This is a genomic window from Lonsdalea britannica (assembly GCF_003515985.1).
Classification (GTDB): Bacteria; Pseudomonadota; Gammaproteobacteria; order Enterobacterales; family Enterobacteriaceae; genus Lonsdalea; species Lonsdalea britannica.
On sequence record NZ_CP023009.1, the window covers coordinates 3,209,723 to 3,224,688 of the forward strand.

Consider the following 14,966-nt stretch of genomic DNA (forward strand, 5'->3'; position numbering starts at 1 on the left):
TTCAGCCCTCTGATAATGGAAATGCATGATGGACTACCAACTTAATCTCGACTGGCCGGATTTTCTGGCTCGCTACTGGCAAAAACGCCCTGTGGTAATCAAAGGCGGCTTTACCTCGTTTGTCGATCCCCTTAGTCCTGACGAACTGGCCGGACTAGCGCTGGAAAACGAAGTGGACAGCCGCCTGGTGAGTCATCAGGACGGACGCTGGGCCGTCAGCCACGGTCCCTTCGACAGTTACGATCACCTTGGTGAAACCAACTGGTCGCTGCTGGTGCAAGCCGTTGATCATTGGCATGAGCCCTCCTCCGCGCTGATGCGCCCTTTCCGCTATCTTCCCGACTGGCGTATCGACGACCTGATGATCTCATTCTCCGTCCCCGGCGGCGGCGTGGGTCCACATCTCGATCAGTACGACGTTTTCATTATTCAGGGTACAGGTCGACGCCGTTGGCGTGTCGGCGAAAAGGTGCCGATGAAGCAACATTGCCCGCATCCCGACCTGCTACAGGTCGATCCATTCGAGGCCATCATCGACGAAGAGCTGCTGCCGGGCGACATCCTGTATATTCCGCCAGCCTTCCCACACGAGGGCTATGCGCTCGAAAATTCGATGAACTACTCTGTGGGATTCCGGGCGCCGAGCGCACGAGAGTTGGTCAGCGGGTTTGCGGATTATGTACTGGCGCGTGAATTGGGCAGTCACCGCTACAGCGATCCGGATATCACGCCGCGTGAACATCCGGCTACCGTGCAACCCGAAGAGCTGGATCGTTTTCAGCAGATGATGTTGGATCTGGTTCAGCAGCCGGAGTCGTTCAGACAGTGGTTTGGCGAGTTTATTTCCCAGTCGCGTCACGAATTGGATGTGTCGCCGCCGGAGCCGCCTTATCAATCCGGAGAAATCTACGAGTTGATGCAACAAGGCGAAACATTGCGCCGACTCGGCGGGTTGCGGGTGATCTGGCTGGAGGGCCAGTGCTTTATTAATGGCGAACCGTTAAACAGCCCGCATCAGGAGGCACTGTCGGCGCTGGCGGAACACTACGTCATCGACGGCAAAATGCTTAAAGACGCGTTGGACGATCCCTCTTTCCTTGCCGAGCTGACCGCATTAATCAATAACGGCTACTGGTACTTCGCGGATTAACCTCGATACGCCGATTGAACCACGCATCCCGATATCGGGATGCGTCACACCCTTCCCTTTAGTCTCTTTACCTACCAAGCATGACGTCGAAAGAACCGCACTCAGAGCTTCACCGCAAAGCTGTGCTTCGTTTGAGATGATTCACGCGTGTTCTGCGCGGTCAGTTCAGCGATATTCATGATGACGGCCACGGCGCTTTCCATGCCTTCTACCGTCACGAACTCATGTTTGCCGTGGTAGTTGTAGCCGCCGGTGAATAAATTGGGACACGGTAATCCACGAAATGACAGCTGCGCGCCATCCGTACCGCCGCGAATCGGCTTCATGACCGGTTCAATTCCACACTTGCGCATGGCCTGCTGCGCCAGCGCGATGACATGCGGATGCTGTTCAACCTGTTCGCGCATGTTGTAGTAGCTGTCGCTCATGCTCAGTTCGATATAGCACTCAGGGTGAAGTCCCTTGCCGACCTTTTCGGCGATATCCATCATGGTCTTTTTGCGTTGTTCGAATCCACTGCGTTCGAAATCGCGAATGATGTATTTCATCTCCGCCCGTTCGACCGTGCCTTTGATGCCGTGAAGGTGATAAAAGCCCTGATAGCCTTCGGTATTTTCAGGAGACTCATCGGCCGGGACTAGCTGGTGGAAACGAGTGGCCAGCGTCAACGCGTTGACCATCACCCCTTTGGCGCTGCCGGGATGCACGTTGTTACCCACGATTTTTACCGTCGCGGAAGCCGCATTGAAGTTTTCAAACTCCAGCTCGCCGATACCACCGCCATCGACGGTGTATGCCCACTCAGCCCCAAAGCCCTCCACATCGAAGTACTGAGCGCCTTTGCCCACTTCTTCATCCGGTGTGAAAGCGATACGGATATCGCCATGCGGGATCTGTCGCTTTTTCAGACGCGCTATCGCGGTAATGATCTCGGCAATACCCGCTTTGTCGTCAGCGCCCAGCAGCGTTTTGCCGTCGGTGGTAATCAGCGTGTGGCCCAGTAGTTGATGCAATACGGGGAACATCACCGGCGACAGCACTTCCTCGCCCACGCCCAGCGCAATGTCGCCGCCGCGATAGTTTTCAACAATCTGCGGATTAACATGTTTAGCGGTGTAATCCGGGGAGGTGTCCATATGGGCGATAAAACCGATGGTGGGGACAGACCAGGCGACATTGCTCGGCAGCGTCGCGGTAACACAGCCATGATTTCCGACCGTTACCTGCTCCAATCCCAAGGCCATCAGTTCTTGTTGTAAAACATGTGCCAGCTTCCATTGCCCATCGGTACTCGGCACCTGCCGAACGCCGGATTTGGATTGGGTATCAAAAGATACATAGTTCAAAAAACGATCGAGTAATTTTTCCATCTTTAACTCCCTTGGATGGACCGCAGGTTGCATTATGAATAGGGCTCTCCGGGTAGATATTGCGTCACATCAGTTTTTATTAGTTTCGCTACATAACGATAGCCTATAAATCGCCGCAGAAGCCGCAGCACGCCGGAAAAGGAGACGCAGGTGAGAATGTATGTAGCAAAACCGCCGCAGGCAATAACACGGTCAACGCAAGTGAATAACAAAAAAGAAACAAAAAAATCCCGCTAAACCTGATACAGATCTAGCGGGAGATGAGCGAGGAACAATCAGCGCGTTGCGATCTCGGAGGGCGTGTCGAGCCACTCGTAATACTGGCCAAGACTTTTATCGCACGAGCAACAGCCGCCGCATTGAGTGCTCACCGCCGCTTCGTGGAAGCGAATCAGCCCTTTGCGAACCCAAATCGCCATCATGCCGTCGATCACGCTGGGTTCGACATGAAAAGCGGCGCTGATATCGCGCACCGAGACTTTTTGTTTTGCATGAACGAAATCGCGCAGTTCAATTAAGGTCATACGTTACCCCCTAGTGACCCTTTCAGTGACGCCGGGTCATTGCACATCCTGGGCTAGCTGCTGCTGCGATAAACCATGACGACGCAGCAATAGTGCAGTCATGCTCCACATCACGACAACGCCCGCGATCGCAATTGTCGAGTACAGCGGGTGTTGAGCAAAACGCCCGCCCTGATACGCCAACACGGCGGCGCCATAGCCCAGCTCGATTGTCCAGGCGACACAGAACAGTGTCCAGCCAGTCCCTACCTCACGCCAAATCGCGGAGACTGCCGCAATACACGGCACGTAAAGCAGTACCATCAGCAAATAGCTGAATGCGCCCAATCGACCATCGAACAGTTGAGCAATGACCGTCAGTGAGGTGACAGAGAACTCATTGTCCTTCGCGACGGTTGCCGTATCACTCAGATCGCCGATTTCGATGCCAAGAGGATTTAACAACGCCTCACCCAACTTGCCGAAGTTTTCCGGCAGCGTGGCCAACGCTTCTTGAATACCCCCCCACAGGCTAAATGGCGCGGCCTCTTCGCCATCGGTACCGCTTTGCTGACTTGCCATCGTGCCGTAGAGCGAATCTAACGTCCCTACGACCGCTTCTTTGGCGAAAATCCCCGTGAATACGCCGACGGCTGCCGGCCAGTTCTCCGGCGAAATCCCCATTGGTTTAAATACCGGCACAATTTCCTGACCAATCGCCGACAGAACAGATTTCTGGGTATTCTGGTTGCCGAAGGTGCCGTCAGTCCCCAGCGAGTTGAAGAAACTGAGCACGGTCACGACCACGACAATCAGTTTGCCCGCACGCAGGACAAAGCCCTTGAGGCGCTCCCAGGTTCTGACCAGCACGCTGTTCAAACCGGGTAAGTGATAGGGTGGGATTTCCATGACAAAGGATGAGGCATCGCCTTGCAGTGCGGTCTTTTTTAATAGGAATCCCGTGCCAATCGCAGCGGCAATACCAATCAGGTATAGGCCGAAGACCAGATTCTGTCCGCCCTGAGTGAATAACGCCGTCGCAAACAATACGTACACCGGCAGACGCGCGCCGCAGGACATAAACGGCGCCATCATCACCGTGACGATTCTGTCGCTGTGCTTTTCCATCGTGCGCGTCGCCATCACGGCAGGCACGTTACAGCCGAAACCGACGATTAGCGGTACAAAAGCTTTACCCGGCAGCCCGATACTGCGCATGAAGCGATCCATAACAAAGGCGGCTCGCGCCATATAACCGGAGTCTTCCAGATAGGACAGAAACAGGTAGAGGCAGGCAATGACCGGGATAAACGTCGAGACGGTCTGAACCCCGGAGCCTACCCCATCGGCAAGCAGCGTCTTCAGCCATTCAGGGCAATGGAGCGCCAACAAGAGTTCGCCGAATCCTTTGACAAAAAGGGTTTCGGACACTTTGTCGAAGAAGTCGATGAAGGCGCTGCCAATATTGATGGTGAAGATAAACATCAGGTACATCACCAGCAGGAAAATCGGTATCCCCAGAAAACGGTGCAGTACAACCCGGTCGATTTTGTCAGTCAGTGTGGCCGACACTTCGCCGCGGCGAACCACGACATGGTTGGCAATCGACGCGACAAAGCGATAACGGGCATCCGCCAGAAAGATATCCAGTTCGTCGCCGTAGTGTTCTTCCAGCGCAGCAACCTTTTGATCGGCCACCGCGAGCACATCAGACGGGATTTGACCGCGCACAGTGATATCGCGCTCCAACAGCTGGATTGCCGACCAGTAAGCGTTCACCTTCGGCGATTGGCGTTTCAGCACGTCGGCAATTGACAGCGCGGCCTCATGCAACGGTGGATCGTAAGGAACATCAACCGGAGGAATTTCGGGATGGTCCAGCGCTTCCTGACACATCTCCTTCAGCAAACCGATCCCCCGCTTCTGCGTCGCGGTAATCGCGATGACCGGACAGCCTAACTCTCGTCGCAGCGCTTCCATATCGATGTCCAGCTTGCGGGACACGGCGATATCCATCATGTTCACCGCCACCACCATCGGCACTTTCATGTCCAACAGCTGTGAGGTGAGGTACAAGTTGCGCTCCAGATTGGAGGCATCAACGATATTCAACACCAGTTGGGCTTCGCCAGCCAGAATGTAATCCCGTGCGACGCGTTCATCCTCCGAGCTTTCGGAGGCCGGGTTGAGCGAGTAAACGCCCGGCAAATCGACGAGGGTTATCTGACGATCTTTGAGACGACATTCGCCGACCTTTTTTTCAACCGTCACGCCCGGCCAGTTGCCGACCGTTTGTTTACTCCCAGTCAATGCATTGAAAAGCGTGGTTTTCCCGCAGTTGGGGTTACCTACGACACAAATAACGGATTGCGTATCCATAACGTCCTTACTCGCTGAGCAGCATTAACATTGTTCTAAGATCATGATTTTTGCTTCGTTTTTACGCACGCTGATGGCGGAGCCACGCACACGCAATTCGATGGGATCGCCCAGCGGGGCCACCCGAGAAACCGTAAATTGAACGCCCGGTGTGACGCCAAGCGCCAGTAGGCGTTTGCGGTAATCTGCCTCCCCTTTCTGATATCCCAGGACTTTCCAGTGAGTGCCTGCGGTCAGGGTTTCTAATGACATATTATTCACTCCTTCCTGACTGCTGTGGCGATACCCATACCTGTTTGCCCATATCCCAATTGATGGCAATGCGGCTGTCTCCAGCGGCCAGCATCAACGGCTGGTTGGCTTCGCGTTGAATGACCCGGACATCTCGTCCGATGCGGATCCCCAGATCCATTAAGCGTTGCTGCTGCTCGCCCGCAAGCCGAATGCGCGCGACCACGCTATGGGTGTTAAGAGGAATATCGAGTAGTGTTTGAATACGTAAGGTCATCTGCGGACCTCCAATCTGCCCCGGTAATATGGGAGTGCTAAAACGGCTGTCTTTATGCGAGATAAAAAGACAAGTAAGAATAATTCTTACTATATTTCAGTCAGCGGATGGGCGTTTGACACATGTCAAAACAGGTATAGGTAGGCGAAATAAAACAGAAAATGTGATGATTTGTTGATAATCGCGCGTGTCGATGTTTTGAAAAAATGCGGCAGAAACAAACAGGCCCCGACGTTATCCGCCAGGGCCTGTTATTCATACGACAGGACTTATCATTTAACCTGCTTTTGCTGAGCTAAATCTTCAGCAATCTGCACCGTCTGATCCAGGTACGGATCCGGCTCCTGATAATCCTTAGGCAAAGCATCCAACGTCTTCAACGTCGGCTTGCCCTGCCGGGTCAAACGCTCGTTGATTCGCTGCAGACGAATGGCTTCATCGTCATTATTCTCTTTCTGCCGTTGAACCAGGTTCAGAGAAACACGATCGCGTTTGTCTTTAAGCGCCTTGAAGCGAGCAACATCCTGCTGGATATATTGGAACTCCGGATCTTTGGCGATACGCTGGTCGTAATCCGTCTTCAGGACCGGCAACAGCGAGGAGAAATCACCCATTTTGGTGTAATCCGCCGGCTTAATGCTGTCCCACGGTAACGCGTTATCTTCGAATTTCTCCCCGGTTTCAATGGTTTCCAGCCCAGTTGGCATGATGATGTCAGGCGTGACGCCTTTGCGCTGGGTGCTGCCGCCATTAATACGGTAGAACTTCTGGATTGTGTACTGCACCGAGCCAAGCGCCGGCCATTCCGGACGCAGCATCTGGTCGTAAATGCGGTTCAACGATCGATATTGCTGCACCGTGCCTTTACCAAAGGTCGGTTCACCCACGATCAACGCGCGTCCGTAATCCTGCATTGCAGCGGCGAAGATTTCCGATGCGGACGCGCTAAAGCGGTCAACCAGCACCACCAGCGGCCCTTTGTAATACAAGGTGGCATCGGTATCGCTATCTTCACGAATCTTGCCGTTATTATCGCGGATCTGCACAACGGGACCGCTAGGAATAAACAGCCCGGACAGGCTGACAGCTTCGGTCAGCGCACCGCCGCCGTTGCCGCGCAGGTCGATGATGACGCTGCTGACGTTTTCGGCTTCCAGTTTCTGGAGCTGAACTTTCACATCGTCAGTCAGGCCCACGTAGAAACCGGGGATATCCAGCACGCCGACTTTATCCTGACCGGCATTTTTGATGGTCATTTTAACCGCGCGGTCTTCGAGACGAATACGCTCACGCGTCAGCGTCACCGTTTTGGCTTTCGTCCCTTTACCAGCAGGGAGGATCTCCAGGCGCACTTTGCTGCCTTTCGGTCCTTTGATCAGCGCAACAACATCGTCCAAACGCCATCCGATAACATCCACCATCGGTTTTCCCGTCTGGCCGACAGCGACAATACGGTCGCCGACCACGATGCGTTTACTTTTCATCGCCGGGCCGCCCGGCACCATGGAATTGATCACAGCGTAATCTTCATCCATCTGCAATACGGCGCCGATACCTTCAAGAGACAGGCTCATTTCCGTATTGAACTGTTCGGTATTACGCGGGGAAAGGTAACTGGTATGCGGGTCGATCTCACGCGCGAGCGAATTCATGATCAGCTGGAAAACGTCTTCGCTGTTGGTCTGAACCAGACGACGAAGAGAAGCCTGATAGCGTTTGGTCAGAATATCTTTGATCTCGCTATCGCTTTTTTCCGTCAGTTTCAGACTGAGCCAGTCGAACTTGACCTTCGCGTCCCACAGACGATTCAGCTCGTCCTGCGATTGCGGCCACGGGGCTTTGTCTCGATCGAGATCGATGTAATCGTTCCCGGTGAGATTCACCGGTTTATTCAGCAGTGACAATGCATATTGATAGCGTTCGAAACGGCGTTTCTGCGCCAGGTTATACAACGCATAAGGTAGATCGAGCCGACCGTTATTCAGATCTTGACCCAACTGCCCTTTGCGCTTGTCGAACTGCGCCACATCAGATGCCAGCAGCACATTGTGGCTGTAGTCGAGCATGTTGAGGTAGCGAGCAAAAATTTTATCTGAGAACTGTTCATCCAGCATGAATTGCCGGTAATGGGAACGCAAAAACCGCGACGAGACGCGCTCGCTAACGGTGGCATCCTGCGCTTCCGGCTGCAACTGTGGAATCTGATCGACTCGTGTGATGTTCTCATTGGCAAAGCTGCTGCCAGCCAACAGAAGGCAGCTCAATACGGTCGATTTTACGAATTTGTTCATGCCGAGGTTGGCCTCCGTATCAGAACTGCAAGTGTTCTGCGCGTACGATCATCGCCATTCCTGAAGCCAACTGCACTCTGACTCCATCTTTGGCGACTTCAAGCACAGTGGCATCCATGGCACTTTTGCCCGCTCTGACTTTGATTTCCTGGCCGATATGCAGGCTGGAAATGTCCGTCACAGCCTGTCGCGGCGCCTGCTGATCTTCTCGAGCCGCACGAGACTGGCGCGGTTGATCCGATGAGGAAGTCTGTGCTGTACGAGAGGAAGGCTGGCGTGGCTTACGTGCGGCAGAAGCGGCGTTATCGCGGCGGGGAGCATTTTTCCCTGCGGAAGGACGTTTACGCGTAGGTTCGGCGGCGTCGCCCCCTTCAGCCCGTTTTTTCGCCTGCTGTTCAGCACGACGAGCCTGGACACGGGCTTTTGCTTCTTCCAGCTGTTTGCGCGCATGTTCTACGTGCTGTTCTTCCAGCTCTCCGCAAGGATTACCGTCCAAATCGACACGCTGTGCTCCCAGCTTGATGCCATACAGATAACGCCAGCTGGAGGTATAGAGCCTCAATGCTGAACGCAACTGCGTTTTACTGATGTTATCGGACTCGGGCACACGGGTGACCAGATCCTGAAAAATACCGATTTTTAACGGTCGTGCTTCGCCTTCGGTGGAGAAACAGAGCGGGAAATGCTCTGCCAGATAAGCGATGACTTCTTTGCTACTATTCAACTTAGGTTGATTTTCCATGAAATTTCCTGATTACAACGGGTTCGCCAACCGGCGCAGGCATGAACAGGCGTCATTATAATGACGCCATCGGCAATTGCTACGTTATCCGTGTCTCAACTAAGAGAATTGATGAAACTAAGTGCATCACTGTTTTCCAGTTGAGCATTTAGCGTTGAGACAACGGCCTTCAACCCAGCTTCATCATCGGCATCAAACCGCTGATATTCCGGGCTATCGATATCCAGCACGCCGATCAGTTGTCCATTGACCACCAGCGGCAATACGATTTCTGCATTGCTTGCCGCATCACAGGCGATATGGCCGGGAAAAGCGTGAACATCCCCCACCCGCTGTACCTGTTTCTCCGTGACCGCCCGACCGCATACGCCTTTTCCCGCAGGGATACGAACACAAGCAACACGCCCCTGAAACGGGCCAAGGAACAGCGTATCCTGATCGAGCAAGTAGAAACCAGCCCAGTTAACGTGTTCCAAACGTTCGAACAGCAAGGCGCTGCTGTTTGCCAGTATAGTAATAAAACGGTTTTCACCCGCGATCAGTGACGATAAATCCCTCACCAACTCTTCGTAAAATTCTTGTTTTTTCATCATACGGTAAGATTGTCTTTTCAAACTGCTCAGTGTTTTACACCAACGCGCCATTAAATAAGTATTCAGACCAGGATGCTACTAGATTTCTTCATCAGCATAAAATCAGCAAATGCTGTTACGGCAAAATTCGGGACAGTCTCACTTCCCGACTGATGGCCTGCCAGCATTTCAGCCGCCCTGAACAGGCGAACACCGTCCCCAAGCCTGTGAGACATCACTTTATGCTAAAATCCGCGCTTTGATTTTGCCCTAACGGAAATTGCCAGTGGCCAAACACATCCCAGCAACGCTCTCAGCCGAATTTATCGATGCAACGCAACGCATCATGCCCAGCCATCTCTCCATGGATGATTTCATTGCGGCCTGCCAACGGCCTCTGCGTCGCAGTATCCGCGTCAACACCCTCAAGATTAGCGTAGCGGACTTCTGCACACTTGCCTCTGCTCACGGGTGGGCGCTGGAACCCATTCCCTGGTGTGAAACGGGATTTTGGCTGTCGAACGTGGATGAGCAAGGGGCGCGGCTTGGCAATGCGCTCGAACACCTCGCCGGTTTGTTTTATATCCAGGAAGCCAGTTCGATGCTACCCGTCAGCGCCCTGTTCTTCGATGGCGAGAAACCGCAGCGCGTGTTGGATGTGGCAGCGGCTCCGGGGTCCAAAACGACGCAGATCGCGGCGTTGATGAATAACGAGGGCGGCATCGTTGCTAACGAATATGCCGCCAGCCGGGTCAAAGTACTCCATGCCAATTTACACCGGTGCGGCGTCAGTAATACGGCGCTGACGCATTTTGATGGGCGCGTCTTTGGCAGCGCGTTGCCGGAAAGCTTTGACGCCGTGCTGCTGGATGCGCCCTGTTCCGGCGAAGGCGTGGTCAGAAAAGATCCCGCGGCGATGAGCCATTGGTCGCTGGACAGTATTGCGAGCATCGCCGCCACCCAACGCGAGCTGATCATGAGTGCTTTCTATGCGTTGAAGCCCGGAGGAACGCTGATTTACTCCACCTGCACGCTCAACCATCAGGAAAACCAAGAAGTTTGTCGCTGGATGATGGCGCAGTTCCCGGACGCTTGTGCCATTGAGCCTTTACATGACCTGTTCCCTACGGCGCACCAGGCTGCGACGGAAGAGGGTTTTCTGCACGTTTTCCCTCAGATTTTTGATAGCGAAGGGTTCTTCGTCGCACGCATGAGAAAAACCGCCAGCGTTGCTCCCCTGCCGCATCCCGGCTTTAAAATGGGTAAGTTTCCGTTTACCCCACTGCACGGTAAAGTGGCGCAACCGGTGATAGCCGCAGCTCGTCAGCAGGGAATTGAGTGGAGTGAAGACCAGCTCCAACTGTGGCAACGCGATGATGAAGTCTGGCTTTTCCCTAGCGCGCTAACGCCATTACTTGGGAAGGTCCGTTTTTCCAGAGTCGGTATCAAACTCGCCGAACGGTTTGCCAAAGGCTACCGCTGGCAGCATGAGGCGATTGTCGCGCTGGGAGAGACGAACTCATCGGCCACATTCGAACTGAGTGCCGCAGAGGCGCAAGCCTGGTTTCAGGGAAAAGATGTGTATCCGGCCGAATTGCCTGATGTCAGTGAAGCTCTACTGATCTGGCGAAGCGCGCCATTAGGGATAGCTAAGCGCATCGGTAGTCGGTTTAAAAACACGCTGCCGCGCGAGTTGGTCCGCGATGGCGCCAGCGCCGGGCCTTACTGCGACTAACGTCCCCACGTCTGGGATGCTGGTCCGGCATCCCCTTTTTCCCACATTTTCAACTACACTTCCTGCGTTAGCCTGTTAAATATTCAGCCCTTAGTCATCCTAAGAGGAAGGCATCGCATGTTCGCATTGGTGATTTTTGTCTGCTACGTAGGCGGGAGTTGTGAAGACCTGGTTGCGGGCGTTTATGAGACAGAAGCGCAGTGCCTGAAAACCATGGGTGAGCAACGTATTCGAAATGGCGGATGTTATCCCATCGAAGACTTTATCGATGGATTCTGGCGCCCCGCCAGAGAATATCGGGATTGGTAATGACTCGGCATGACCTCTACGGCAACAGAGGCTAGACGACGGTAGGAATCGAAGAACACGGCGATGCTGATATCGTAAAGACCTCTGCTACTCTCGTTCAGTTCTTACCCTTAACCCTACAGGTTCACGCTCCAGCAAACGGTATCAATCATTTACGGACGTTGGAAAAGCGAAGCAATCGGCGCTTCGCCTCATCAAGCATTGCGGGTGATAGTGAAAACCACTAACCCTACCGGAGACACTTCCTCTGCCCCACACTGGAATTGCGCCGTACTACCAGTGACGGAGATCTTTTTACCCGGCAACAATGAAACATCATAGACATCGTTTCTGCCATCGATATCCAGCAGCCAGCGGCCATTACCGAGGCAGGTTACGCCGGTATCAACCAGCCATGAGGCCATGCTGCCTTCCACCAACAGAGGCGTGTTCACGCCTTCAGGCAAGAATGCGCTATCCGCTTTCCAGTCACCGGCCGCCTGCAATTTACCCGCTTTGAGCGTCTTTCGTGGCACCAGTACGGTATCGCCCGTGTCATTCGTCTCATGATGGAGATGATGAGGTGAGCCTTTACCTATAGCCAACCATTCCAGCGACACGCCGGTATCCAGCGCACACGCCACCACCACATCACCGGGAAAAAAATCACGGCGAATCCAGGTGCTGATGGTGCCAGGCGCGATATCCAATAACTCGCCCAGCTCTTTTTGCGTGCTGAAGCCGTAAGCATCCAGCATTCTCCGCAAGACGGCGCGCCCCCCTGAAGCCAAAATTTGCTCATAGAGCGCTTTGCCTTTGAGGTTCGCGTCTTGATGCAGCATCTCAGGCCCGTCGATAAATTCGCCAGTCACCAACCATCCTGCATCGACGCCATTATCAAGCGCGCATTTCAGAATGATATTGCCGGGGATACTGTCTCGCTGTACCCAGTTACTGATGGTATTTGCCGGAATTCCTGTAACTTCGCTCAATTCCTTTTGTGTTTTTACCCCATAGCTTGACAGGATTCGCCCCAGCACAGAAACCGTAGCTGTGGTATTACTTTCTCTGTTCAAAAACACCTCTTGAGCATGGAAATAGATACGTTATGTGTCTTAACCGCCCTAAAAACCGTCACCGCTCTAATTATTGAAGAAAAATCACGCGGCATCTGATGATATTACAATTTTACCCTTATCCAGCATGAAAATAATGAGGCCTTTTACCCAAATTTCCAGTGCAAATGCTCAGTTAACTTACTTACTAATCAAAAAACCGTCGCATCCGGCCGCAAACCCGGATTTTTGCCCTTCAAGATCTTAACTCACCGAATGACTCATTTTTAATCAATGAGTTGTGATCATAGCACCTGATTCCACGGTTAGGATTTCGCCGCGAAAATACCACGGGCAGTTATGGGTTGACGAATATCGCGTTCTGTAAAATACTGTATATAAATACAGTTACGAAGACAGGCGGACTATTGTGGAACATCTCGACAACCAAGCATTGACACTGGCCAGAATCAGGCTGATTGCAGATATGACATTGATATCACAAATCCGGCCTGACGAGATGCAAACAGCGATGTCGTTGATTGCCGATCTTGCTCATGGTGCGGTAGACGCGGAAGGCTTTCAGCAGGCGCTGCGGGAATGCGGCGACGCTCAATGGCTCAAAGCCTGGTTTGACCGCCATGCCGTTTAGACTCGCGCCTCGCGCATCCTATCGTTACTGAGCAGTTTCAGGTCAGCTTGAAATCTCGTTTGTAACATTATCTTGCTGCTATTTTGACATTCACCATCGCAAACACCGGCGTTAACGGCATCTATTTTCTTCAGGCCATTACCTAAAACTAGTTCTATTTTTTACTCATGTCTATTTGTCGATTCGATATAACTGCGAAGGTTATTTAAGATGGCTGAAAGCCAATAAATTGGTGGATATTCATACTTGAATTTATCGTCTTTACCCGTAGAGTTTGATATCCCACGTTTGAATTTTGCCACTGAAGATTATCATTGTTATTTCACCGGGTAGCATAACCAACGCTTGACACATAAGCGGTGACGATGTCATTCAGGAATAATTCTCGCCTATGTTAATCGCCTCGTAAAAATAGTGGATATCATCGTGATGATTCATGAATTTTTACCACTACCTGTTTTTTATTCTCATCCCCATTCACAGCGGTGAGACAGGATAAATCCTGTGGCCACACCCGCACCGCATCCGCCTACACAGACCTTGTGTAAGGTATGTCTGTTTATATGGCTATAGCGGCATCAGGTTGCCTCACATCGCGCTCACAGAGACAGATCATTGAAAGAACGCTGACGTTAGCCCTCTCGAATGATTTTTTGATATCGCGTTCTTAACGCTATATCAGCCGTATTTTGGTGGTAATAGAATAAATCCGGGAAATGCACAATATTATGAATAGAATGAAAAATACGCATCGATGACTCGGCAATCCAGTTTCGTTATTTTAGACCTACCGAAAAGAATAATCATCCAGTCCAAGAGATCGAACGGAAAAACACCGTTTTTCCTCACTGAGTTTTATACATCACACCGAGATGATGATTGTTATCCCTGCGCGGGAAACGTTCATTCAGCCGTGGCTAAGAATATAATATTGAATCAGAACATTTAAAAACGAAGACAATTTCGCCACAACCTTATTTTGAGGGAACGAGGGATAACCGTGAACGCCTTAATCACCGTGTCTTCTGCGATCTCCATTATCGGCATTACTCAGACTCCACATTCAAGTAACCCGATGATCTTTTTTCCCGCTCCCGTTATAGTCATCGTGTTCCATAGATCATCGAGGTAATGGCAATGACACCGGATGAAAAATCTTTGTTCAGACACGCAGTTGGCGATGTCACCCCACTGCGTTCTTGCAGTACGATGGTACACCTTAAGAAATCACCGGCCTTGAAAACCAAACAGGCTCCAGCAGAAAACAAACCGACCAATTTTCTGATCAGCGGCTATATCGACATCCTTGCGCTGGATCAACCTTTGATGCACACCCAGGATGGGATTCAGCGAGGCGTACTGGACAAACTGCGTCAGGGGAAATATTCGCTGGATGCCAGTCTGAATCTGATGAGAAAGCCCGTGGCGGTGTGCCGCGACAGCCTATTCGAGTTTATGCTGAAGGCGCAGCATGACCACCTGCGCAATCTACTCATCATCCACGGCAAAGGCCGCGATGACGAGTCCCACGCTAATATCATTCGCAGCTATCTTGCCCGCTGGCTGTCCCAATTCGAGTCAGTGCAGGCATTCTGCGTCGCACAGCCTGCGCATGGCGGTCATGGTGCTTGTTATGTCGCGTTGAAGAAATCAGCGCAGTTGCGTCAGGATAATTGGGAAAGGCATGCGAAACGCAGCCGGTAAGGGAGGAACACAGGATT

Annotated in this window: 14 protein-coding genes; 5 read left to right on the forward strand and 9 right to left on the reverse strand. The window is 52.4% G+C overall.

Annotated features, from left to right (window positions below; all coding sequences use genetic code 11):
* Positions 1 to 28: 28 nt before the first annotated feature.
* Positions 29 to 1,150: a ribosomal protein uL16 3-hydroxylase gene (locus CKQ53_RS14770; protein ID WP_094117550.1), complete on the forward strand. Its 1,122-nt coding sequence runs from the start codon at positions 29 to 31 to the stop codon at positions 1,148 to 1,150.
* A gap of 101 nt (positions 1,151 to 1,251) precedes the next feature.
* Here the strand turns inward: CKQ53_RS14770 and pepT are convergent, their stop codons facing one another.
* From pepT to CKQ53_RS14810, 8 genes are all read right to left on the reverse strand, one after another.
* Positions 1,252 to 2,520 (reverse strand): peptidase T, encoded by a 1,269-nt coding sequence (gene pepT, locus CKQ53_RS14775; protein ID WP_085651995.1) that lies wholly within the window; start codon positions 2,518 to 2,520, stop codon positions 1,252 to 1,254.
* 275 nt (positions 2,521 to 2,795) lie between these two features.
* A complete protein-coding gene (locus tag CKQ53_RS14780; RefSeq protein WP_085651994.1) occupies positions 2,796 to 3,044 on the reverse strand; it encodes a FeoC-like transcriptional regulator in 249 nt (82 codons plus the stop codon).
* A 36-nt stretch (positions 3,045 to 3,080) separates the two neighbouring features.
* Positions 3,081 to 5,402 (reverse strand): Fe(2+) transporter permease subunit FeoB, encoded by a 2,322-nt coding sequence (gene feoB / locus CKQ53_RS14785; protein ID WP_085651993.1) that lies wholly within the window; start codon positions 5,400 to 5,402, stop codon positions 3,081 to 3,083.
* Positions 5,403 to 5,426: 24 nt separating this feature from the next.
* A complete protein-coding gene (locus tag CKQ53_RS14790; RefSeq protein WP_085651992.1) occupies positions 5,427 to 5,654 on the reverse strand; it encodes a FeoA family protein in 228 nt (75 codons plus the stop codon).
* Between the two features lies 1 nt (position 5,655).
* Positions 5,656 to 5,910 carry a FeoA family protein gene (locus tag CKQ53_RS14795; RefSeq protein ID WP_094117549.1) on the reverse strand — a complete coding sequence of 85 codons (255 nt, stop codon included), beginning with the start codon at positions 5,908 to 5,910 and terminating at the stop codon, positions 5,656 to 5,658.
* 272 nt (positions 5,911 to 6,182) lie between these two features.
* The gene (prc, locus tag CKQ53_RS14800) at positions 6,183 to 8,201 is read right to left on the reverse strand and encodes a carboxy terminal-processing peptidase (protein WP_085651990.1); all 2,019 of its coding nucleotides are present in this window, start codon (positions 8,199 to 8,201) and stop codon (positions 6,183 to 6,185) included.
* 19 nt (positions 8,202 to 8,220) lie between these two features.
* Complete coding sequence (proQ, locus tag CKQ53_RS14805) at positions 8,221 to 8,943, reverse strand: RNA chaperone ProQ (RefSeq protein WP_085651989.1); 723 nt, start codon at positions 8,941 to 8,943, stop codon at positions 8,221 to 8,223.
* A 95-nt stretch (positions 8,944 to 9,038) separates the two neighbouring features.
* Positions 9,039 to 9,533: a GAF domain-containing protein gene (locus CKQ53_RS14810; RefSeq protein ID WP_094117613.1), complete on the reverse strand. Its 495-nt coding sequence runs from the start codon at positions 9,531 to 9,533 to the stop codon at positions 9,039 to 9,041.
* A gap of 268 nt (positions 9,534 to 9,801) precedes the next feature.
* Here CKQ53_RS14810 and rsmF point away from each other — a divergent pair, with 268 nt between their 5' ends.
* Both rsmF and CKQ53_RS14820 read left to right on the forward strand, forming a co-directional pair.
* Positions 9,802 to 11,250, forward strand: a complete 1,449-nt coding sequence (gene rsmF, locus CKQ53_RS14815) for a 16S rRNA (cytosine(1407)-C(5))-methyltransferase RsmF (RefSeq protein WP_094117548.1) — start codon at positions 9,802 to 9,804, stop codon at positions 11,248 to 11,250.
* Positions 11,251 to 11,367: 117 nt separating this feature from the next.
* Positions 11,368 to 11,559, forward strand: a complete 192-nt coding sequence (locus CKQ53_RS14820; protein ID WP_085651987.1) for a YdfD/YebW family protein — start codon at positions 11,368 to 11,370, stop codon at positions 11,557 to 11,559.
* Positions 11,560 to 11,753: 194 nt separating this feature from the next.
* Here CKQ53_RS14820 and CKQ53_RS14825 read toward each other — a convergent pair whose 3' ends face one another.
* On the reverse strand, positions 11,754 to 12,620 hold the full coding sequence (locus CKQ53_RS14825) for a helix-turn-helix domain-containing protein (RefSeq protein ID WP_409359740.1): 867 nt from the start codon (positions 12,618 to 12,620) through the stop codon (positions 11,754 to 11,756).
* 403 nt (positions 12,621 to 13,023) lie between these two features.
* Between CKQ53_RS14825 and CKQ53_RS14830 the strand changes: the two genes are divergently transcribed.
* Positions 13,024 to 13,245 carry a hypothetical protein gene (locus CKQ53_RS14830; protein ID WP_085651985.1) on the forward strand — a complete coding sequence of 74 codons (222 nt, stop codon included), beginning with the start codon at positions 13,024 to 13,026 and terminating at the stop codon, positions 13,243 to 13,245.
* Between the two features lie 1,137 nt (positions 13,246 to 14,382).
* Positions 14,383 to 14,949 carry a DNA endonuclease SmrA gene (smrA, locus tag CKQ53_RS14835; RefSeq protein ID WP_085651984.1) on the forward strand — a complete coding sequence of 189 codons (567 nt, stop codon included), beginning with the start codon at positions 14,383 to 14,385 and terminating at the stop codon, positions 14,947 to 14,949.
* The last annotated feature ends 17 nt before the right edge of the window (positions 14,950 to 14,966 follow it).

Coding starts and splice junctions, on each gene's coding strand:
- CKQ53_RS14770 (WP_094117550.1), top strand. CDS start 29: ATGGACTACCAACTTAATCTCGACTGGCCGGATTTTCTGGCTCGCTAC.
- pepT (WP_085651995.1), bottom strand. CDS start 2,520: ATGGAAAAATTACTCGATCGTTTTTTGAACTATGTATCTTTTGATACC.
- CKQ53_RS14780 (WP_085651994.1), bottom strand. CDS start 3,044: ATGACCTTAATTGAACTGCGCGATTTCGTTCATGCAAAACAAAAAGTC.
- feoB (WP_085651993.1), bottom strand. CDS start 5,402: ATGGATACGCAATCCGTTATTTGTGTCGTAGGTAACCCCAACTGCGGG.
- CKQ53_RS14790 (WP_085651992.1), bottom strand. CDS start 5,654: ATGTCATTAGAAACCCTGACCGCAGGCACTCACTGGAAAGTCCTGGGA.
- CKQ53_RS14795 (WP_094117549.1), bottom strand. CDS start 5,910: ATGACCTTACGTATTCAAACACTACTCGATATTCCTCTTAACACCCAT.
- prc (WP_085651990.1), bottom strand. CDS start 8,201: ATGAACAAATTCGTAAAATCGACCGTATTGAGCTGCCTTCTGTTGGCT.
- proQ (WP_085651989.1), bottom strand. CDS start 8,943: ATGGAAAATCAACCTAAGTTGAATAGTAGCAAAGAAGTCATCGCTTAT.
- CKQ53_RS14810 (WP_094117613.1), bottom strand. CDS start 9,533: ATGAAAAAACAAGAATTTTACGAAGAGTTGGTGAGGGATTTATCGTCA.
- CKQ53_RS14820 (WP_085651987.1), top strand. CDS start 11,368: ATGTTCGCATTGGTGATTTTTGTCTGCTACGTAGGCGGGAGTTGTGAA.
- smrA (WP_085651984.1), top strand. CDS start 14,383: ATGACACCGGATGAAAAATCTTTGTTCAGACACGCAGTTGGCGATGTC.